The organism is Flavobacterium sp. LPB0248, from assembly GCF_013388355.1.
Lineage (GTDB): Bacteria > Bacteroidota > Bacteroidia > Flavobacteriales > Flavobacteriaceae > Flavobacterium.
In genome coordinates, this window is record NZ_CP058246.1 from 3,303,373 (window position 1) to 3,322,450 (window position 19,078).

Below are 19,078 nucleotides of genomic sequence, written 5' to 3' on the forward strand. Positions count from 1 at the left end.
TAATTTTTGTGACTAATTAATGACATAAAAATTGAAAGATACTTTTATTAACAAAAATGCTGTTTTAGGTAATAACATTTGCATAGGAAATGGTGTAACTATTGAAGAGGATGTTGTAATTGGCGCTAATACTCGAATAGGAAATCATGTAACAATTTTAAATGGATCAAGAATTGGAGAAAATTGTGAAATTCATTCGAACGCAGTTTTAGGTGGTATTCCTCAAGATTTGAAGTACAAAGGAGAATATACTCTTTTGGAAATTGGCGATAACAATATAATCAGGGAATTTGTAACAATTAATAAAGGGACAATTTCTAAAGGAAAAACATGTATTGGTAATTCTAATTTAATTATGTCCAATGCACATATTGGTCATGATTGCATTATTGGAAATAATTGCATTATAGGTTTTAGTGTTGGAATGGCTGGTGAAGTAACTGTTGAAGATTGGGTAAATATTAGCGGGCTCACAGCTATACATCAATTTTCAATTATTGGCGAGCATGCTATGATTAGTGGCTTAAGCCGAGTTGTTAAGGATGTTCCTCCTTATGTTGTTGTTGCTCATGAACCTTTAAGATTTGCAGGATTAAATGCGGTTGGTCTAAAAAGAAGAGGATTTGATTCTCAAAAAATTGATGAACTTCGGTCAATTTATAGAATTTTATTCCAGCAAAAGAGAAATACAAAATTTGCTTTGGAAATAATTAATGAAGAATTTGTGAAAACAGTTGAACGGGATAAGATTCTAAATTTTGTTCGTCGATCTAAAAGGGGAATTATTAGAGGCTTTGACATTTAAATATATAAAAATGCTAAATTTATATATTTAATAAATTAACTCGTCATGACAAAATATAGTACCAATTCTAAAGTTGATTTTTATTTTGAAAAAGCTGAAAAATGGAAAGCTGAAATTGAACAAATGAGAGAGATTGTTTTAGACTGTCATTTGTCTGAAGAATTGAAATGGGGATCTCCTTGTTATACTTTCGAAAAAGCAAACATTGTTTTGATTCATTATTTTAAGGAATATTGTGCTTTTTTGTTTTTCAAAGGCGCTTTAATGAAAGATCCAGATAATATCTTGATTCAACAATCAGATAATGTTCAGGCGGCGCGTCAAGTTCGATTTACAAATGTTGAAGATATTTTAGCTAAAAAAGAAATTCTGAAAAAGTATATTTTTGAAGCGGCCGAAATTGAAAAATCTGGACAAAAAGTAGAGCTGAAAAAAGTTTCTGAGTTTGAAATTGCAGAAGAACTTCAGCACAAATTTGATTCTGATGTTGATTTTAAAAAAGCTTTCTATGCTTTAACTCCTGGAAGACAGCGAGCGTATTTGCTCCATTTTTCTCAACCTAAACAATCTAAAACTAGAGAAGCTAGAGTAGAAAAAAATATTCCGCGTATTTTAGACGGAAAAGGATTGAATGATTAGAAAAAATAAATAAAAATAAAAACTCCTTTTATGCAAAGGAGTTTTTTTTGGTTTTAAGAGATTTGTTCTTTGAGGGCATTTTTCTTTCGAATAGAAATTATCGATTGGAATAAAACGGAAGTCATTACCAAACTTATTCCTATGTAAAAAGAGAAATTAACCGATTGGCCTTCATTAAAAAATAAAAAGGCTAATATTATGGAATAAATTGGTTCTAGGTTAAATGTTAGATTGATGGTAAACGCAGGAATCTTTTTAAGTGATTCTGCAAACATTACATAAAGAGCAACGGTACAGCATGAAGCTAGAACCAATAAATAGAAAATGTCTTTCAAGTTTGGGATAAAAGCTTGGTCTGGAAAATTATAAAAATAAAATGGCAGAGCAAGCCCTAATACTAAAGTTCCACCAAGCATCTGATAAAAATTAATGAGTTTGCTATCATAAAATTGTACCAGCCTTTCATTGTAAATAGTGTACAAGGCAGCAAAGGCAGATGAAATTACTCCAAGTAAAATTCCAAGTTGATAGGAAGAATCAAAATGAAAAATCAGACTTATTCCTAATAAGGTCAGCATGCTTAATAAAACTTGAACAAGATTGAATCTTTTTTTATTGAGTATAGGTTCAAAAAAAGCAGTAAAAAAGCTAGTCAGACAATAACAAACTACGCCAATTGAGATGTTAGAATATTTAATGCTGGCATAGAAGAAAATCCAGTGAATGGTAATCAATACTCCGGCTTTGGAAATTTTTACGGTTTCAGAAAATGACTTCAGCATTTTAAGATTATAAATTTTTAAAATGAAAAAGAGAATAATCGAAGCAAATAATACTCTATACCAAACTAAAGTGATTTCATTAAGAGAAATAAGTTTTCCGAAAACGCCAGTAAAACCAGCAAGTAAAACTGCAGCATGCAGTATCAAATAAGATTTTTTCATAAGAAGTTGTCTATCCTTTTTGAGGATATATATTGAAATTAATAATTGTTTGATTGGAGTAAAGACACAAGAAATCGGACTGAAAGCATTCAGTCAAGTGCCAATACTAAAGAAGCAATATTAATTTATTGGAGGAGGAAGACAACCTTTAAAACTCATGATGAAATTTGATTTTGAGCAAAATTAAGAAAAAAGTATTCTGTGAAAAAGTTGAAAAAGTTATTTAAATGTGAAACTTCAAACAATTTAACAGCTGAATTGAATAAATCTGATTTTGATTTGAATATTAATTTGTAGAACTTGCAACGATACCCAATTACCTAAATTATAAGTTTATTACAATCTAATGAGTACAAGCCAGTCCACTACAGCAGTTCTTGAAACCAAACAGCATTTTGAAATTTTAGACGGATTAAGAGGCATCGCAGCTTTTGCTGTTGTTGTTTTTCATTTTATGGAATGGATTTTTACCGATCCAAGTCAAAACTTTATTGGACACGGATTTTTAGCTGTCGATTTTTTCTTTTGCCTGTCAGGATTCGTGATTGGATATGCTTATGATGACCGTATTGCAAAAATGGGACTTCGCAATTTCTTTATATCAAGAATTATAAGATTGCATCCTTTAGTAATTGCTGGATCGATATTAGGATTGTTGGCATTTTTATTCGATCCGTTTGGCGGTCATTTGGAATTATACAGTACAGGAAAAATTATTTTGACATTTATCTGTTCTCTGTTTCTTATTCCACTTCCAGTTATCGCCGATCGCGGATTTAACCTGTTTAGTTTTAATGCGCCTGCTTGGTCATTGTTTTGGGAATATATTGCTAATATTGTTTATGCATTTGTTCTTTATAGAATTAGCAGGAGCTTTTTATTATTGCTAACTATATTGGCAGCAATTGCGATTTGTTATGTCGGATATAATTCAGGAAATTTATTAGGAGGTTGGAGCGGTCCGACTTTTTGGGATGGATGTGCTAGAATTTCGTATTCTTTTTTAGCAGGATTGCTTATTTACCGTTCTAACTGGATTATAAAAAATAAACTTGGTTTTGGCGGATTAACCTTTTTATTACTTTTAGCTTTTATTATGCCATTTTCAGAATGGAACTGGATTTCTGAACCTTTAGTAGTTTTATTGTATTTTCCATTGCTGATTTCTTTAGGAGCTGGTGCTGTTTTAAAACCAAGATTAAAAAAAGCCTGCATTTTTTCTGGAAAAATATCTTATCCGTTGTACATGACACATTATGCCGTTTTATGGATGTTTGGAAATTATTATACCAATTATAAACCCGATACAACACAATTGACTTTGATTGTAATTACTTCTGTAGTTCTACTTGTTGGTTTTGCATATTTAGTAATGGTGATTTATGATATTCCAGTACGAAATTATCTTAATGATAAAAGAAAGAAAAACATAGCGACAAATTCTTAAATAAGAACTTTCGATAAAAGGTCTTCGGTATTTATTTTTTGTGTTAAAATATTAAAACTGCTATCCTGTGGAAAAACATAGTATATTAGCTTTATAATCTTACAAATGTTTTAGTAACTTAAAATGAATAAACTTGAAAATTAGTATTGTAATAAAGTATCTGTTTCTCTTTTTAACCTTGCAGACATTTGGACAAAATGCCTCTTTCAAAATTAAATATTCGGAGCAGCTGGCGGTTTTTGTTTTTTTAGAAAATCTATCCGAATATTATCCAGACAATGTTTTTAAAACAGAGTTTCAAAACTCAAAATACAATATTGAGAAGTATAAAAATATAATCTCAAAATTTGATCAATTGTCTATTTCTTATAGTTTTCGCTTCGAAGATTTTCCGTATGGATCAAAGAAAACAATGCAGACACAGGATATTTTGAAAAAGAATTTGATTGAAACCGACAATTTAACTGATTTCAAAATTCGTTCTGCAGGAATGATTCCCAATAAAACGCTGAGTGATTTAGGAGAATGTATTTCAGAGTTTACTCCTATTTACAATGACTTGATCTATAATCCGAATAAAGAAAAGTTTGAAAAACAGTTAGATGAAATTAAAAAATATTCTAACGATCACGAGATCGAAAATTATTTTAAAACAGGATTAATATTTTATAATTCCAGTTGGGATAATTCGATCCCGTTTGTGGCTGCTTTTTATCCGCTACCTAATTCAAAAGGCTTTACTGCTTCTGCATTTTGCAATAATTTTGTTAGTGCTATTCAAACCGATTTAAAATCGCATAAAGATTTATTTAGTGTAATGATGCATGAAACGTATCATATCATTTACGACGAACAATCGTTGGAAGTAAAAACTGAAATTGACACTTATTTTAAAGAGAATAAATCAAAATGCAGCAACTATGCTTATCAATTATTGAACGAAGTTTTGGCAACAGTATTAGGAAACGGATATGTTTATGAAAAATTGGACGGAAAAGTTGACGTTGGAGAATGGTATAATAATAAGTATATCAATTTGATGGCAAAGCAGATTTATCCGTTAACCATAGAATACATCGAACAAAAGAAGCCGATTGATAAAAATTTTATAGATAGTTATATTCAGCTTTACGAAACCAATTTTCCAGATTGGATAAATGAATTAAATAATATTATGACGTATCGTTATGTGATTACTGAAAATGAAAAAGATTTTAAAACTATAAATAAAATATTCCGTTATCGTTCCAGAACAGAATATGAAAATCAAATTTCAGAAAGTAGCATTGAAAAAATGAAGCAGACATCATTGACCAAAATGGTAATTATTTCAAAAGACAGCAAAGAAAAAATTAAACTCGTAAAAAGTAAGTTTAAAGAGTTGAAAAACTGGAAAGTAAATCCTGATAAAGAATTTGCAGAGATGATTCTTTTAGAAGATAAAAGTCAATTGATAATTTTAAATCAGAAAAAAACGGAATTAGAAACATTAATTAAATCTATAAATGAAAAAAGTAAATAGTTATTTAGTATTAGTTATTTGTATCTGCTTTTCGTCAGCAACCGCTTTTGGTCAAATAACATCACAAAATATTGATGTATTGATGGAATCTGCCTTGGCGAAATTTAAAGTAGCAGGAGCATCAATTGCAGTTGTTAAAGATGGAAAAATAATTCATTTAAAAGGTTACGGAGTTAGTTCTATAGAGACAAAAAAAGCTGTAAATGAAAATACTAATTTTCAAATTGCCTCAAATAGTAAAGCATTTACAACAGCAGCGCTTTCTATTTTGGAAGATGAAGGAAAATTAAAATGGACTGATAAGGTAAAAGATTACGCTCCTGAATTTAAAATGTATAATGATTATGTGACGGAGAATTTTAATATACAGGATTTGCTTACTCATCGTAGCGGATTAGGATTGGGAGTAGGTGATTTGATGTTTTTTCCTGATGGCACTAATTTTACCATTAAAGATGTCTTGACAAGTTTTCAGTATTTTAAACCTGTTTCAGCTTTTCGAACGAAATGGGATTATGATAATTTACTTTATATAGTAGCCGGTGAAGTAATTGCAAGAGTAAGCGGTATGAGTTATGAGGAATTTGTACAAAAAAGAATCATTGCCCCTTTACAAATGAACAATACTTTTGTTGGAAGCAGTTTAATAAAAGATACATCTAATTTTGCAGTTTCGCATTCGTCTGAATCTGGAACGATAAAGAAAATAGAAGGGTTTAATGATCAAATTAATGCTGCTGCGGGTGGTATTTTTTCTAATGCTCAAGATATGGCGAAATGGATGATAGTTCGTTTGAATAAAGGCCAGTACGGACCAGATTTGAAAACGACGCTTTTTTCCTTAAAAAACCACAATGAAATGTGGAGAATACATACTGTTCAGGAAACAGATCAAAACCCAAGATACAATTCTCATTTTAATGGTTATGGTTTAGGCTGGCAATTATCAGACGAAAAAGGAAATTTAAAAGTATCTCATACTGGAGGTTTGCCTGGAATGCTTTCTATTGTAACCATGTATCCAGATTTGAATTTGGGGATTGTAATTTTAACTAATACTGAAAATGGAGGAGGAGGACTTTTTACAGCAGTTAGCAATACCATTTCTGATAGTTATTTAGGTTTAGATGATTTTGGATGGACCGATAAATTGGTGCAGTGGATGAATGAAGATAGAAATTCTGGTGATGATGTAACCAAAAAAGTCTGGGAAAAGGTAAAGCTGTCAAAAAATGTAAAAATAAAGAATGAAGATTTTATTGGTATTTATGCTGATAAATGGTTTGGTGAAATTGAAGTATTTGAAAAAAATAAACAATTATGGTTTAAATCGTACCGTTCGCCAAAATTAAATGGTCCAATGGCTTTTTACAACGCCAATACATTTGCCATAAAATGGGAATATCAAGCGATGAATTGCGATGCATTAGCGATGTTTTCTTTGGATGAAAATGGCAAAGCTCAATCTATTAAAATGAAAGGCATCTCTCCAAACATTGATTTTAGTTTTGATTTTCAGGACTTAGATTTAGTAAGAGTGAGATAACAATTAGTGTAATAAAAAAAACTCCATTATTTATAATGGAGTTTTTTTTATTGGGTTTCATAAAGTTGTAATTCAATAAGTTAATTACACTATTTTACAAATTATCCTTAATACGTTTTGTTATTTCTTCAATTGTACCCATTCCATCAAAAGTCAAGACTTTGATTTTTGACTTCATATATTCAATTGCTGGTCTAGTTGAACTTTCAAAAACTTCGATTCTTTTAAGATGGATGCTGACATCTTTGTCGTCTTTTCTGTTAGAAGTTTCGGCTCTTTTTTGTGCTCTTTTTAAAAGTTCTTCTTTGGGAACATCAATATTGATTACTTTTCCAATTTCCAGATTTTTAGATTTTACGAGTTCCAATAGATCATTTACTTGTGGTTCAGTTCTTGGGTAACCATCTAAAATAATTCCTTTAGCATTTCTGTTTTCATCTAATATTTTACTAAAAAGATCTTTCATTATAGAATCAGGAACTAAATCTCCTTTTTCTTCATATTGAGACATTATTTTTCCAATTTCCGTTTCATTTTGTTTTTCCAAACGGCATCTGTCTCCAGTTGAAATATGCTCAAATTTAAGTTCGTCTTTTAAAATCTCGCATTGAGTGCCTTTTCCAGAATAAGGAGGGCCAGTAATTATTAATATTTCCATTTTAAGTTGTGAAGTTTTTATTTTTTTGATTCTTTAAAGGTACGAATGATTTATTCTGGCCTAACAAGGAATCTTTATTTATAAGGAAAAAACATCTTCTTTGTAAAAACCAGCTAAAAACTTCTCTAGCTGGGATGTGGATAAATAAATCGTAGAAGACTGGAACAATTCATCTTCTAGAAACAACAATTCGGTCAATAAAAATTGAATGTTTTATTGAATAAAAATACTTTTACATCAAAATCAAAACAACCATAATTCAAAACCATGAAGAAAATTTTAAAATTCATCAAAATCACGTTTATTAGCCTTTTGAGTATTATTTTGCTTTTTATGGCCTATTTATTTATCAGCAATAAATTATTTTTAGAATCTAAAAATGATGATAATATCAGCTATTTATCAAAAAATAATGTTCAGATAGGAACTTCTATTGACGAAAAACTATTTGATGATGAGTTTTATAAATCGCAAGTTTTCTTATTAGGTGAAATTCATGGTTATGCAGATAATCAGAAAATAGATCAAGAAATGCTTTTTTTCTTGAATAAGAAAGTGGGAATCAAATATTATATTGCCGAAATGGATAGTTTGACAGCTAAAAAGTTGAATGCTTTTTTGTCTGAGAAACAAAAGAATAAAGCAATTTTGAAAGAAGTTGTTGAGTCTATTAAGAGAAGAATTCCGCAGCAAGCTAGCCAGGAATTATTTGATAAATGGAATGCTGTTTACGATTACAATCAAAATTTGGCTGATTCTCTAAAAATTACCGTAATCGGAATTGATAAAAATTTCGATGATGAATCTAAAGGTTCTAGAGATGAAGCAATGGTGAGTAATTTTAAAAATGCAATTCAGAAGGAGCATCTTGAAAATGAAAAATTCTATGGACTTTTCGGATATTTTCATACACTGCAAAAGAAAACAGAATCGGGCAGAGCAACTTTTGCTGCAGGATTAAAAGACTCGGGAGTAAAAGTGACAAGTTTTGTAAGTTATACAATTGATAGCGAAATGTATCTTCCTAAAAACCCTCAGTTTCCAACTCCTGAAAATGAAAAAGTAGATTGGATAAATGCCGACGGACCATTAATGCTTGTAAAAGGAATTAATGATTTGAAAGAATTGAGCAAACCAGAATCAATCACACTTTTTAAACTTAACTCAAAAAATTCGCCTTACTTGAAATCGCAAAATCTGATAACAGTAAAATCGAGAGTTTTTGGAGAAAATATTGTGCCGCTTAAAGATGCTGTTACGGCTGATTATTTTCAATATGTGTTTTTGTTGAGAAATTCTAAAGCGCTGACGAAATTGAAATAAAGATTTCTCTTTAATTTTTAAAAACTCCATTAGAAATAATGGAGTTTTTTTTATGTAAAATCTCATTTCTCGTGTTTTAAAATTTTAGAAGTAAAAACAATTAGTATATTTGCAACTGAAAAGTATAGACTATACTCTATGCTTTATTGTTTTTTCATCAAAAAAGTAAAATTATGCTTGTAAACGAATTGTCAAAAAGAACCGGATTGTCAATCCACACTATTAGATATTATGAGAATTTAGGAATGATCAAAGGATTGACTGATGAAAAAGTGACCTCTAATAACTATAAACATTACGATGCTAATACTATTGAGCGTTTAGAAATTATTATAGAAGCAAGAGAAGTCGGATTTACTTTAGCAGAAATAAAAAAAATATTGATAAGCTGGTTCGAAACAACAGACTCGAAACCAGAAACACTAGAACTTTTTCAAGCCAAAATAAAAGAGATCGACGATAAAATGAAATATTTTAAACAAACCAAAAGTCTTCTTGAAAAAGTATGCGAGAAAATACAAAGTAATAATGATTGATTTTTAAAGTTTAAAAAGCATGTAGAGAACTCCTTAAGAAATTAAGGAGTTTTTTTATGGTTCTTATTTTAATTATCTAAGAAAAGTTTTATGTGGAATTTAAGAAATTAATATAAGATTTTGCAAATAGTGTTATATTCGCTTTTGAACTCGTAAAACTGAATAGCAGACTAAAATAAACTACAAATAACAACTAGAATTAAAATTACAAAACTAAATTATGCAAGAAGAGATAACCAAGCATTCAAACAAAATTTACAAAGCTGTCAAAAAACCAGAACACACAGTAGGTGAGAAAGTAAAAGAAATCATTATAGAAATATGCATTATCGTTTTTGCTGTAACGCTTTCAATATGGCTTCACGGTTGGAGCGAACATAGACACCAACAAGAAGAAGTAGCAGTGTTTCTTGGTAACTTAAAAAATGATTTAAAGAATGATATAGAGAGTATTGACAGAGAAGTGGGAATGTACCAAAAGACAAACGCAGATTACGAAAAAATTTTAGCATTAACGCCTTCTCAACTAGATAGTATTTATAAATCTAAAGGCAAAGTAAACTTTCCAATTCATTCGCACGGACAAACATTGACAATAGGTAATTACGAAGGTTTTAAATCAAGCGGTAAACTTGGCTACATTGAAGACGAAAAATTAAAACAGAAAATCTTAAACTATTATCAAATATTTGTTCCAGCTGCTAACGAAGTTGATAAAATGTACACTGAATTTTTGTTTAAGTGTTTCGATAAAGAAATAGAAAATGCTGATAAGCCAGAAAAAGAATTATATTCTGATCCAAAGTATAAAAAGACACTTTCATATCTTGTTAAACTAGGTAAAAATAACATAAGGGTTTATAAAGAAAACACAAAACCACTTGCAGTTGAACTTATTAAAGAAATTGAAAAAAAGTTAGACAAATAAAAAAGTTAAAGCATAAAAAAACTCCATTAGAAATAATGGAGTTTTTTTATGCTTTAAAAGGTTATTTTCCTTTTACTATTTTTTCGAGATACTCAACTTTGTCTTTTTCGGCTTGGATTAAGCGTTCATAAAGTTTTTCTTTTTCTCCGTAAAGTTCTACAATTTTATCAAGCGGATTAAAAGTAGGTTGAACATTAATTGAATTAATTGTTGAACTATCGTGGCTAGTATTGGTAAAAGTATTGTTCATGATATTCAATACCATATCATCACAATAATTTTTAATAGCCTCTGCAGTTACTCCAAGTGCTTTTGCAACTTCAGCTAGTCTTGTGTCGTCTATAGTTTCGCTGTTTTCAATAGCAGAAATTGTTTGCTGACTAATGCCTAAAGCTTGCGCCAAAGCTTCCTGTTTCATGTCGCGAAGTTCACGAATACGGCTAATGTTTCTTCCGATATGTTTTGGTCTTGATAGTGTGCTCATAATTCAAAGATAATAATTAAGTGAATAAACCAGAACTGTAAAAAACAGATTTTAAATGTATGTTACAGATTTTCTTGGGGAGCGGTAAACAAAAATACAATTTTTATGGTCAGGATTTGGAATTCTGTTTCTCAGGTTTAAATTTTAGACAAAGATTTGTCATCCTGAGGAACGAAGGATCGCACTAGAAATTCCGTAAAGTATATCGCCAATCTTTGTCGATTACCGAATGTGATCCTTCGTTCCTCAGGATGACAATACTTTACGTTTATAAAAAGTTATGATGATAAAAATAGACATAAAAAAAACTCCTTAAGAAATTAAGGAGTTTCTTGGTGGGCGATGAGGGGTTCGAACCCCCGACCCCCTCGGTGTAAACGAGGTGCTCTGAACCAGCTGAGCTAATCGCCCTATTTTACTAGGTTGCTATCATTTCGTGATTGCGAGTGCAAATATACGCTAGTTTTTGAGTTCTGCAAAGAAATTCGAATAAAAAATAAAACTTTTTTAAAAATAGTTTATATCTCCTTGTTTATGAATTTGTTATTAAAATGATTTTTTTGAAGTTTTTTCTACATCAAAAGTATATTTTAGCTCAAAGGCAGTTCGGCAACCACAAAAGTGCTTCCGCCAACGTAAATAAAATCATTTTCCAACGCATTTTTCTTTGCTTCCGCAAAAGCGAGGGCAACAGAATCGTATTTTTCTCCTATTAAACTGAATTTTTCGGCTGCATTTTTTAAAGTTTCGGCTGGCAAAGCTCGTGACGAATCTGGATTACAGAAATAATATTGTGCATCTTTTGGGAAAAGTGGCAAAATAGAATCCAGATCTTTATCATTTACAACACCCAAAATAATATGAAGTTTCTCGTATTTTTCGTTTTTCAGCTGATTCATTACAACCGATAATCCGTGTTTGTTGTGTGCCGTATCGCAAATAATTTTTGGGTTTTCTCCCAATTGCTGCCATCTGCCTTGCAAACCCGTATTTTTTACAACATGCAATAAACCTTCTTTTAATTGTTCGGTCGAGATTTTAAAATTGGTTTCGTTATTCAAAATCGAAATCGTCTGCTGAACCGTTTTTTTATTATGAAACTGATAATCTCCAATCAAGTCCGACAAATAAATCTGATCAATCAAATCTGAAGCAAAATAAATCGGCGCATTGTTCTCTTCGGCTTTAGCCAAAAATACAGGCTTAGTTTCATCGGTATATTCGCCAATAACCACAGGAACATTCGGTTTTATAATTCCAGCTTTTTCGCCAGCAATCGCTTCCAAAGTATTTCCTAAAAACTGAGTATGATCTAAACCAATATTAGTAATCACCGAAACCAAAGGCGTAATGATATTAGTAGCATCCAATCTTCCGCCAAGACCCACTTCGATTATAGCAATATCCACTTTTTCTGCGGCAAAATAATCAAATGCCAAGCCAACCGACATTTCGAAGAAACTCATATCATTGGCTTCAAAAAAATCTTTGTGTTTTGCGATAAATTCAATTACGAATTCTTCGGAGATTTCTTTTCCGTTTATTTTAATTCTTTCTCTAAAATCTTTCAAGTGCGGAGAAGTATACAAACCCACTTTGTAACCCGCTTCTTGAAGAACAGAAGAAAGCATATGCGATGTAGAACCTTTACCGTTTGTTCCCGCAACATGAATGCATCGTAATCTGTCTTGCGGATTATCAAGATGAGCTGCCAACAATTTGATATTCGTTAAATCTTCTTTATACGCAGAAGCACCTTGCAATTGGTACATTGGAAGCTGATTAAACATCCAATTGGTAGTTTCTTGATAGTTCATTTGTTTAGATAAAATGGTTGTTGATTGAAATAAATTTCGATTTTTGTAGTTTAATATTACAGCGAAAATTATCTTTATTGCAAATTTCAAATATTTTTTAGAATTAATTATTAAAAACCAGAATTAATATATGTTTAGTTTTATTCAGTTACAAACAGATACAATCGCAAATGCTTCAAATGTAGTGATCGAGAAGGTTGCAGCGCCACAAAATGAAATTTCAATGTTTGGTTTCATCATGAAAGGGGGAGTGTTCTTAATTCCAATCGCGATTTTATTGTTTTATACGATCTACCTGATTTTTGAACGTTATATGTACATTAGCCGTGCTTCTAGAATTGATAGCAGATTAATGCAAGATATTGGCGAAAAATTACATTCTGGAAATATTGAATTGGCAAGAACAATTGTAGAAAGAAATAATACCGCAGCTGGAAATATCTTAAAAGAAGGCGTTCTAGTAATAGGGAGACCAATTGCCGAAATTGAATCTAACATGGATCGTGCTGCCGATATCGAGATTGGTGAAATGGAAAGACATTTAGGTCACCTTGGACTTATTGCTGGTATCGCGCCAACTTTAGGTTTCATTGGAACGATTTCTGGGGTTATCAAGATTTTCTACAGCATTTCGGTTACTGAAAATATTAGTATCGGAAATATTTCTGGAGGTTTGTACGAAAAAATGATCAGTTCTGGTTCTGGATTAATTGTGGGAATTATTGCTTATAGTGCTTACCATTTATTAAACGGAAAGATTGATAATTTTGCTTTAAAAATTCAGAAACAGATTTTAGAATTTGTCAATATAATTCAAAGAGCATAAGCCATGTCTATTAAAAGAAAAAGAAGATTTCACGCCGAAGTTGCGACTTCATCTTTGAGCGATATCATGTTTTTCCTGCTGTTGTTTTTCTTAATTATCTCAACACTGGCAAATCCGAACGTGATTAAGATGACATTGCCAAAAGCTAAAGCGAATGAAAAGACCAATAAGCAATTAATCAGTTTATCGGTTACCGAAGATAAAAAGTTCTACATTGACAAACAGGAAGTAGATTTCGAAAATCTAGAAACGAGTTTAATGTCAAAAATAGGAACAGACAAAGAACAAACTGTTGTAGTTCGAATTCCGTTTAATCTGCAAGTTCAAGACTTAGTAGATGTTTTACAGATAGGAGTGAAGAACAATTTGAAGTTTGTAATTGCAACTAGTCCGAAGTAAAAATAATTATAAGGGCGTGACCACAATAAAAAAATGGGCTAATCAGCATAACGTCGATTCGCCCATTTTTTTATTGCGGTCGTCCCGATAGCTATCGGGAGCGCTACTTCGGTAGCTAGCTTCTATCCCTCACGCGAACAGGACTCAGTTTTGTCATTCTGAGGAACGAAGAATCACACAAGTTATTCCGCAAACAAAGTCTTCAAGCTTTGTCGAGTTTCTAGTGTGATTCTTCGTTCCTCAGAATGACAAACTGGACGGAAACAAAAAGGCTTTCAGAATTTCTGAAAGCCTTTTTCTATAATAGCAGATTTAGTGTAAATCTGTTAAATTCGTGTTTTTTAATCCAAACTAAAATTATAAATAATTTTCCCAACTTGTTTTGCAGGAGCATCACTGTCAGATTCCCATTTGGTATTCATTGCTGCAATTCTTGCTTGATCTAATAAGCATTTTGCCGTATTGGTTGTTCCTTTAATTCCTGGAGTTGCACTTATTGTTTTTCCGTTTTGGTCAACACTTACTTCAACAACTACTTTTCCTTCTTCGTTACAAGTATATTTTGGTGCTGGTTTAGATAAAGCTTTTCTGTTTCCTAGAGAATATCCAGATCCTCCGCCAGAACCGCCACCAGTTCCTGCTCCGTAACCGCTTCCGGTGCCAATGCCATTTCCAGTTCCGTTACCGCCTCCTGTTCCTCCACCAGAACCACCACTTCCGTAGTAACCGTTAGAGTTTAAACTTCCGTTTGCTTTTCCTTTATTTCCAGCTGCTTTATCATCTCCGTCACCGCCTTTGTTTGAGCCTTTCATAATACTTGCCAAGGCGTCGTTGGTTGAGTTAGAAACTTTTGGTTTTTCCGGTACAGGTTTTTGTACAGGTTTCTCGACAGGAACGGGTTTTTTCGGTTTTTCTTTTGTCGGAATTACAACGTCATTTTCTGTTGTCGTGTTTTCCTGCGTAATGATCGATTCTTCTTCAGGAGTTGCTTTTGCAGGAGCTTGTTTTACATTGTTTTTTACATCCAGAACTTCACTTTTATAATTGGCTCCAGAACCTAAATCGCTATCTCCGAAATTTACTGTAACACCTCCGCCTCCGCCGCCACCATCTGCAAGGGCAACATTATTTTCAGGATTATATGGAGGCCAAAAACGTATAAAAAACAGCAACGCAATAACGACCGCATAAATAGCGATTGTGAATAGTAATGATTTCTTTTGATCTGAAGAAATAGAGGAACTCATTTAAATTCTGAATTTTGAAATGTATTATTTTAAAAACGTTTAAAAGTAGTAAAAATTGTTTAGAATGGAAGTCTCCGATCTATTTTGCATCGAATGTTTTTCTCGCAGATTTGGCAGATTGAACAGATTAAATGTAAAGCACAAAAAAAATCTGCATAATCTGCCAAATCTGCGGGAAACAAAAAAAGGACCAAATTTAAATTTGATCCTTTTGTAATAAAGTAGAATATATCTTTATTATACCAACTGTTTCAATGCAATCTCAAAAGCAGTTGCACTAATATTTGTTTTTGACGAATTCAAAGCGTGAGCTTTAACAATCGCATTTTTAATTGTATCTGATGTGTCATTAAAAATAGCCTCGTCTGTCATTTGAACTTTTTTCTCCATGAAATAAGCAAAAACTCTTGCCATTCCGCAGTTTGAAATAAAATCAGGAATCAAACTTACTTTGCTGTCTACTTCTTCCATGATAGAACCGAAGAAAATTTCTTTGTCAGCAAAAGGAACATTGGCTCCACAAGAAATTACTTCTAATCCGTTTGTGATTAAGCTGTCAATTTGCGCTTGAGTAACCAATCTTGAAGCCGCACAAGGAGTGAAAATTTCAGCACCAATAGTCCAGATTTTAGAATTGATTTCTTCAAACGGAATCATATTGTCAGCAACTAATTTATTTCCGTCTTTATTTAAAAACAAGCTTCTGATTTCTTCAAAAGAAAAACCTTCTTCTTTTATTAATCCGCCATCGCGATCAATAATTCCGATAACTTTTGCTCCCATTTCAGCTAAATAAAAAGCTGCTGCCGAACCTACGTTTCCAAAACCTTGAACGATTGCTTTTTTACCTTTAATGTCTCCACCGTAAGTTGCGTAAAAATGACGAACTGCCTCTGCAACACCAAAACCAGTAATCATGTCGGCAACTGTATATTTTCTAGTTACGTCTGGAGAGAATTTAGGGTTTTCAATTACTTTAATTACACCTTGACGCAATTGTCCAATTCTATTGATTTTATCAGCTTCGGTTGGTTTAAAGTGTCCGTTGAAAACACCTTCCTGCGGATGCCAAACACCACATTCTTCTGTCATTGGAATTACTTCGTGAATCTCATCAACATTTAAATCTCCTCCAGTTCCATAGTAGCTTTTCAATAAAGGAGAAACGGCTTTGTACCAACGTTGCAAAACACCTTTTTTGCGAGGATCGTTCGGATCAAAATTTATTCCAGATTTAGCTCCTCCAATTGCAGGACCAGAAACTGAGAATTTAACTTCCATAGTTTTAGCCAAAGACAAAACTTCGTTCATGTCTAGACCTTTTCTCATTCTTGTTCCTCCACCCGCAGCTCCTCCACGAAGTGAATTAATAACAGTCCACCCTTCGGCTTCTGTTTCTGAATCTTTCCAATTGAAAACAATTTCAGGTGCTTTGTTTTCAAATTGTTGTAATAAATCTTTCATTTTGTTGTGATATGTTTATTTTGCGTAAATGTATAAAATAGAATAATGCGAATAATGTATTTTGCAGCAAATTTATAAAACATAAAAGAAAAGCCGTCCCGAAATTTTCGGGACGGCTTTTTGAATATTTAAAAAATTAAGAACTATTGTCCTAATAAGTGTTTTTTCAAAGTTTCGTCTACTGGTTTGTCAGAAAGCCAGATTCCGAATAATGCTTTTTTGAAATCGAATCCAGGAATTTTTCCTTTTAAAACTTCATTTTTACTTATGTAAACATTTTGGTCTAATGGGTTGTATGCTAAAATGAAAACATCTTTTTCTGTAATGGCATCGCTTAGATAACTTTTTAACTGCTCAATTCTTGGACGTAATTGCTCAAGATTTGCACCCGCAGATTTTTCAAAACCTGTGTTCATAGCTTTTGTCAATTTGTTTGAAGAAACCATAGAAGAAGTAATTTCGATTCGAACCGCCATTTCAGTATCACTGTCAATAATGAATTGTGGGTCTTGAGTCAATTGAGATAAATACAATGCCTGAACATAAACTTCCAACCACATTTTTGATCTTCCACCTGCTCCATTTAATTGTAATGATTTGCCTTGAAAATCTATTTTTCTAGGTACGGTTACACCATTAACATCAATTTGGGTTTGCGCTGAAACAGTCGAAAATTGCAAGCTTAAAAGCATTGTCAGCAAAAGTAAAATCTTTTTCATGTTCTATCAATTATTTATTTTTTGGTCAAAAATAATGTTAATTTCTTAATATTTAGCTCATATTGGCAATGTTTTTTTCTTCTCAATTTGATGTTTAATTTTTGTATTACATTAGAAATCACTTTAGTAAGACTAAGTTTACGTAGTTTTACTCATTTTAAGAATTGTTTAATTTTTCTTCGATTTAATTGCCTTCATTTTTTTAATTAATAATGAAAATTCAAGCTAATTTGAATCTTAAATTTTAGAAAATTTGTTGCTAAATTGACGCTCTTTTGAAAAAAAAGCTAAATAATAGCGAAAACGTTATCGTAATCTTTGCTGATCTACTAATTTTATATGCGCGCATTGTAATTTACACATTTAAAAAGTATCTTTGGAAGCCTTTGAACTGAAAAGTTTAGGCACTGAAAAAAACAAAAACATAAAAAACCATCAACTAAAAAGCTCTGTTTGAAATTTGGTTGAAAAAACTTTAAAGAATACTACTATGGATTTTAATCTTACCGAAGAACATTTAATGATTCAGCAGGCAGCAAGAGATTTTGCTCAAAATGAATTATTGCCGGGAGTTATTGAACGAGACGAAAAACAAATTTTTCCAACTGAGCAAGTCAAAAAAATGGGCGAGCTTGGATTTATGGGAATGATGGTTGATCCTAAATATGGAGGAAGCGGTTTAGACGCCATTTCTTACGTTATTGCAATGGAAGAAATTTCTAAAGTAGATGCTTCTGCTTCTGTTGTAATGTCGGTAAACAATTCGCTAGTTTGCTGGGGATTACAAGAATATGGTACTGAAGAGCAAAAACAAAAATACTTGCCAGGTTTAGCTTCTGGAGAAATTCACGGAGCATTCTGTTTAAGTGAGCCTGAAGCAGGAAGTGATGCTACTTCTCAAAAAACAACAGCGGTTGATATGGGAGATCACTATTTAGTAAACGGAACTAAAAACTGGATTACAAATGGAAACACAGCTTCTGTATATTTAGTAATTGCACAAACTCATCCAGAATTAAAGCACAAAGGAATCAATGCTTTGATTATGACGAAAGATATGCCAGGTTTCTCAGTTGGTCCGAAAGAGCAAAAAATGGGAATCCGTGGTTCGGATACGCATTCTTTAATGTTTACTGATGTGAAAGTTCCAAAAGAAAACAGAATTGGTGAAGATGGTTTCGGATTTAAATTTGCTATGAAAACTCTTGCGGGAGGTAGAATCGGAATTGCATCTCAAGCATTAGGGATTGCTTCTGGAGCTTACGAAATGGCTTTGAAATATTCTAAAGAGCGTAAAGCTTTTGGAACTGAAATCTGCAATCATCAGGCAATTGCTTTTAAATTGGCAGATATGGCAGTGAATATTGAAGCAGCGCGTCATTTATGTATGAAAGCAGCTTGGGATAAAGACAATCATAAAAATTACGATGTGAGTGGTGCAATGGCAAAATTATTTGCTTCGCAAGTTGCAATGGATACATCTGTTGAAGCTGTCCAAATTCACGGAGGAAATGGATATGTGAAAGAATACCATGTAGAGCGTTTAATGCGTGATGCTAAAATCACTCAGATCTACGAAGGAACTTCTGAAATTCAAAAAATTGTAATTTCTAGAGCAGTTATTGCAGGATAAATAAATTTCTAAATAAATTTTAAAACCCTTTCAGCTTTTAGTTTGAAAGGGTTTTTTTATGAATATTCTATTACTTTTCATAAGTTTATGCCTTAAAGTAAATTTTTGTTTCTTACTCAGTATTAAATCAAACCAAACATT

18 protein-coding genes and 1 tRNA gene are annotated in these 19,078 nt (G+C 32.0%); 11 read left to right on the plus strand and 8 right to left on the minus strand.

The features are described from left to right. Positions 1–31 precede the first annotated feature (31 nt). Both lpxA and LPB248_RS13845 read left to right on the plus strand, forming a co-directional pair. Positions 32–805 carry an acyl-ACP--UDP-N-acetylglucosamine O-acyltransferase gene (gene lpxA, locus LPB248_RS13840; protein WP_177211960.1) on the plus strand — a complete coding sequence of 258 codons (774 nt, stop codon included), beginning with the start codon at positions 32–34 and terminating at the stop codon, positions 803–805. A gap of 45 nt (positions 806–850) precedes the next feature. Further along, a complete protein-coding gene (locus LPB248_RS13845) occupies positions 851–1,444 on the plus strand; it encodes a YdeI/OmpD-associated family protein (protein WP_177211961.1) in 594 nt (197 codons plus the stop codon). A gap of 53 nt (positions 1,445–1,497) precedes the next feature. Here the strand turns inward: LPB248_RS13845 and LPB248_RS13850 are convergent, their stop codons facing one another. Continuing rightward, positions 1,498–2,388: a DMT family transporter gene (locus LPB248_RS13850; RefSeq protein WP_177211962.1), complete on the minus strand. Its 891-nt coding sequence runs from the start codon at positions 2,386–2,388 to the stop codon at positions 1,498–1,500. Positions 2,389–2,734: 346 nt separating this feature from the next. Here LPB248_RS13850 and LPB248_RS13855 point away from each other — a divergent pair, with 346 nt between their 5' ends. The 3 genes from LPB248_RS13855 to LPB248_RS13865 all read left to right on the plus strand — a co-directional run bounded on the left by LPB248_RS13855 (position 2,735) and on the right by LPB248_RS13865 (position 6,903). Continuing rightward, entirely contained in the window at positions 2,735–3,835 is a 1,101-nt protein-coding gene (locus LPB248_RS13855) for an acyltransferase family protein (RefSeq protein WP_177211963.1), read from the plus strand. A 133-nt stretch (positions 3,836–3,968) separates the two neighbouring features. Beyond that, on the plus strand, positions 3,969–5,357 hold the full coding sequence (locus LPB248_RS13860) for a hypothetical protein (protein ID WP_177211964.1): 1,389 nt from the start codon (positions 3,969–3,971) through the stop codon (positions 5,355–5,357). Then, positions 5,341–6,903 carry a serine hydrolase gene (locus tag LPB248_RS13865; RefSeq protein WP_177211965.1) on the plus strand — a complete coding sequence of 521 codons (1,563 nt, stop codon included), beginning with the start codon at positions 5,341–5,343 and terminating at the stop codon, positions 6,901–6,903. Before LPB248_RS13860 ends, LPB248_RS13865 begins: the two co-directional genes overlap by 17 nt. A 94-nt stretch (positions 6,904–6,997) precedes the next feature. Here LPB248_RS13865 and LPB248_RS13870 read toward each other — a convergent pair whose 3' ends face one another. Next, entirely contained in the window at positions 6,998–7,561 is a 564-nt protein-coding gene (locus tag LPB248_RS13870) for an adenylate kinase family protein (RefSeq protein ID WP_177211966.1), read from the minus strand. 267 nt (positions 7,562–7,828) lie between these two features. Between LPB248_RS13870 and LPB248_RS13875 the strand changes: the two genes are divergently transcribed. From LPB248_RS13875 to LPB248_RS13885, 3 genes are all read left to right on the plus strand, one after another. After that, the gene (locus tag LPB248_RS13875) at positions 7,829–8,884 is read left to right on the plus strand and encodes a hypothetical protein (RefSeq protein ID WP_177211967.1); all 1,056 of its coding nucleotides are present in this window, start codon (positions 7,829–7,831) and stop codon (positions 8,882–8,884) included. 173 nt (positions 8,885–9,057) lie between these two features. After that, a complete protein-coding gene (locus tag LPB248_RS13880; protein ID WP_177211968.1) occupies positions 9,058–9,420 on the plus strand; it encodes a MerR family transcriptional regulator in 363 nt (120 codons plus the stop codon). A 220-nt stretch (positions 9,421–9,640) separates the two neighbouring features. After that, positions 9,641–10,348, plus strand: coding sequence for a DUF6090 family protein (locus LPB248_RS13885; protein WP_177211969.1), 708 nt, complete (start codon positions 9,641–9,643; stop codon positions 10,346–10,348). 61 nt (positions 10,349–10,409) lie between these two features. Here the strand turns inward: LPB248_RS13885 and LPB248_RS13890 are convergent, their stop codons facing one another. The 3 genes from LPB248_RS13890 to LPB248_RS13900 form a co-directional block, all read right to left on the minus strand. After that, entirely contained in the window at positions 10,410–10,832 is a 423-nt protein-coding gene (locus LPB248_RS13890) for a helix-turn-helix domain-containing protein (RefSeq protein ID WP_177211970.1), read from the minus strand. A 333-nt stretch (positions 10,833–11,165) separates the two neighbouring features. Then, a tRNA-Val gene (locus tag LPB248_RS13895) sits at positions 11,166–11,243 on the minus strand. 179 nt (positions 11,244–11,422) lie between these two features. After that, positions 11,423–12,649 carry a bifunctional folylpolyglutamate synthase/dihydrofolate synthase gene (locus tag LPB248_RS13900; protein WP_177211971.1) on the minus strand — a complete coding sequence of 409 codons (1,227 nt, stop codon included), beginning with the start codon at positions 12,647–12,649 and terminating at the stop codon, positions 11,423–11,425. Positions 12,650–12,779: 130 nt separating this feature from the next. On the opposite strand from LPB248_RS13900, the gene LPB248_RS13905 reads away from it, so the two are divergent. Together LPB248_RS13905 and LPB248_RS13910 are read left to right on the plus strand one after the other, a co-directional pair. After that, positions 12,780–13,475, plus strand: coding sequence for a MotA/TolQ/ExbB proton channel family protein (locus LPB248_RS13905; protein ID WP_177211972.1), 696 nt, complete (start codon positions 12,780–12,782; stop codon positions 13,473–13,475). A gap of 3 nt (positions 13,476–13,478) precedes the next feature. After that, a complete protein-coding gene (locus LPB248_RS13910) occupies positions 13,479–13,874 on the plus strand; it encodes an ExbD/TolR family protein (protein ID WP_008464192.1) in 396 nt (131 codons plus the stop codon). A gap of 341 nt (positions 13,875–14,215) precedes the next feature. Here the strand turns inward: LPB248_RS13910 and LPB248_RS13915 are convergent, their stop codons facing one another. The 3 genes from LPB248_RS13915 to LPB248_RS13925 all read right to left on the minus strand — a co-directional run bounded on the left by LPB248_RS13915 (position 14,216) and on the right by LPB248_RS13925 (position 17,304). Further along, entirely contained in the window at positions 14,216–15,121 is a 906-nt protein-coding gene (locus LPB248_RS13915) for an energy transducer TonB (RefSeq protein WP_177211973.1), read from the minus strand. 237 nt (positions 15,122–15,358) lie between these two features. Continuing rightward, a complete protein-coding gene (locus LPB248_RS13920; RefSeq protein WP_177211974.1) occupies positions 15,359–16,585 on the minus strand; it encodes a Glu/Leu/Phe/Val dehydrogenase dimerization domain-containing protein in 1,227 nt (408 codons plus the stop codon). A 143-nt stretch (positions 16,586–16,728) separates the two neighbouring features. After that, entirely contained in the window at positions 16,729–17,304 is a 576-nt protein-coding gene (locus tag LPB248_RS13925; RefSeq protein ID WP_177211975.1) for a chalcone isomerase family protein, read from the minus strand. A 490-nt stretch (positions 17,305–17,794) separates the two neighbouring features. Here LPB248_RS13925 and LPB248_RS13930 point away from each other — a divergent pair, with 490 nt between their 5' ends. Next, positions 17,795–18,937 carry an acyl-CoA dehydrogenase gene (locus LPB248_RS13930; RefSeq protein WP_177211976.1) on the plus strand — a complete coding sequence of 381 codons (1,143 nt, stop codon included), beginning with the start codon at positions 17,795–17,797 and terminating at the stop codon, positions 18,935–18,937. Positions 18,938–19,078: the final 141 nt, after the last annotated feature.

Coding starts and splice junctions, on each gene's coding strand:
- LPB248_RS13875 (WP_177211967.1), top strand. CDS start 7,829: ATGAAGAAAATTTTAAAATTCATCAAAATCACGTTTATTAGCCTTTTG.
- LPB248_RS13920 (WP_177211974.1), bottom strand. CDS start 16,585: ATGAAAGATTTATTACAACAATTTGAAAACAAAGCACCTGAAATTGTT.
- LPB248_RS13890 (WP_177211970.1), bottom strand. CDS start 10,832: ATGAGCACACTATCAAGACCAAAACATATCGGAAGAAACATTAGCCGT.
- LPB248_RS13900 (WP_177211971.1), bottom strand. CDS start 12,649: ATGAACTATCAAGAAACTACCAATTGGATGTTTAATCAGCTTCCAATG.
- LPB248_RS13930 (WP_177211976.1), top strand. CDS start 17,795: ATGGATTTTAATCTTACCGAAGAACATTTAATGATTCAGCAGGCAGCA.
- LPB248_RS13850 (WP_177211962.1), bottom strand. CDS start 2,388: ATGAAAAAATCTTATTTGATACTGCATGCTGCAGTTTTACTTGCTGGT.
- LPB248_RS13865 (WP_177211965.1), top strand. CDS start 5,341: ATGAAAAAAGTAAATAGTTATTTAGTATTAGTTATTTGTATCTGCTTT.
- LPB248_RS13885 (WP_177211969.1), top strand. CDS start 9,641: ATGCAAGAAGAGATAACCAAGCATTCAAACAAAATTTACAAAGCTGTC.
- LPB248_RS13915 (WP_177211973.1), bottom strand. CDS start 15,121: ATGAGTTCCTCTATTTCTTCAGATCAAAAGAAATCATTACTATTCACA.
- LPB248_RS13845 (WP_177211961.1), top strand. CDS start 851: ATGACAAAATATAGTACCAATTCTAAAGTTGATTTTTATTTTGAAAAA.
- LPB248_RS13910 (WP_008464192.1), top strand. CDS start 13,479: ATGTCTATTAAAAGAAAAAGAAGATTTCACGCCGAAGTTGCGACTTCA.
- LPB248_RS13880 (WP_177211968.1), top strand. CDS start 9,058: ATGCTTGTAAACGAATTGTCAAAAAGAACCGGATTGTCAATCCACACT.
- LPB248_RS13905 (WP_177211972.1), top strand. CDS start 12,780: ATGTTTAGTTTTATTCAGTTACAAACAGATACAATCGCAAATGCTTCA.
- LPB248_RS13855 (WP_177211963.1), top strand. CDS start 2,735: ATGAGTACAAGCCAGTCCACTACAGCAGTTCTTGAAACCAAACAGCAT.
- LPB248_RS13870 (WP_177211966.1), bottom strand. CDS start 7,561: ATGGAAATATTAATAATTACTGGCCCTCCTTATTCTGGAAAAGGCACT.
- LPB248_RS13925 (WP_177211975.1), bottom strand. CDS start 17,304: ATGAAAAAGATTTTACTTTTGCTGACAATGCTTTTAAGCTTGCAATTT.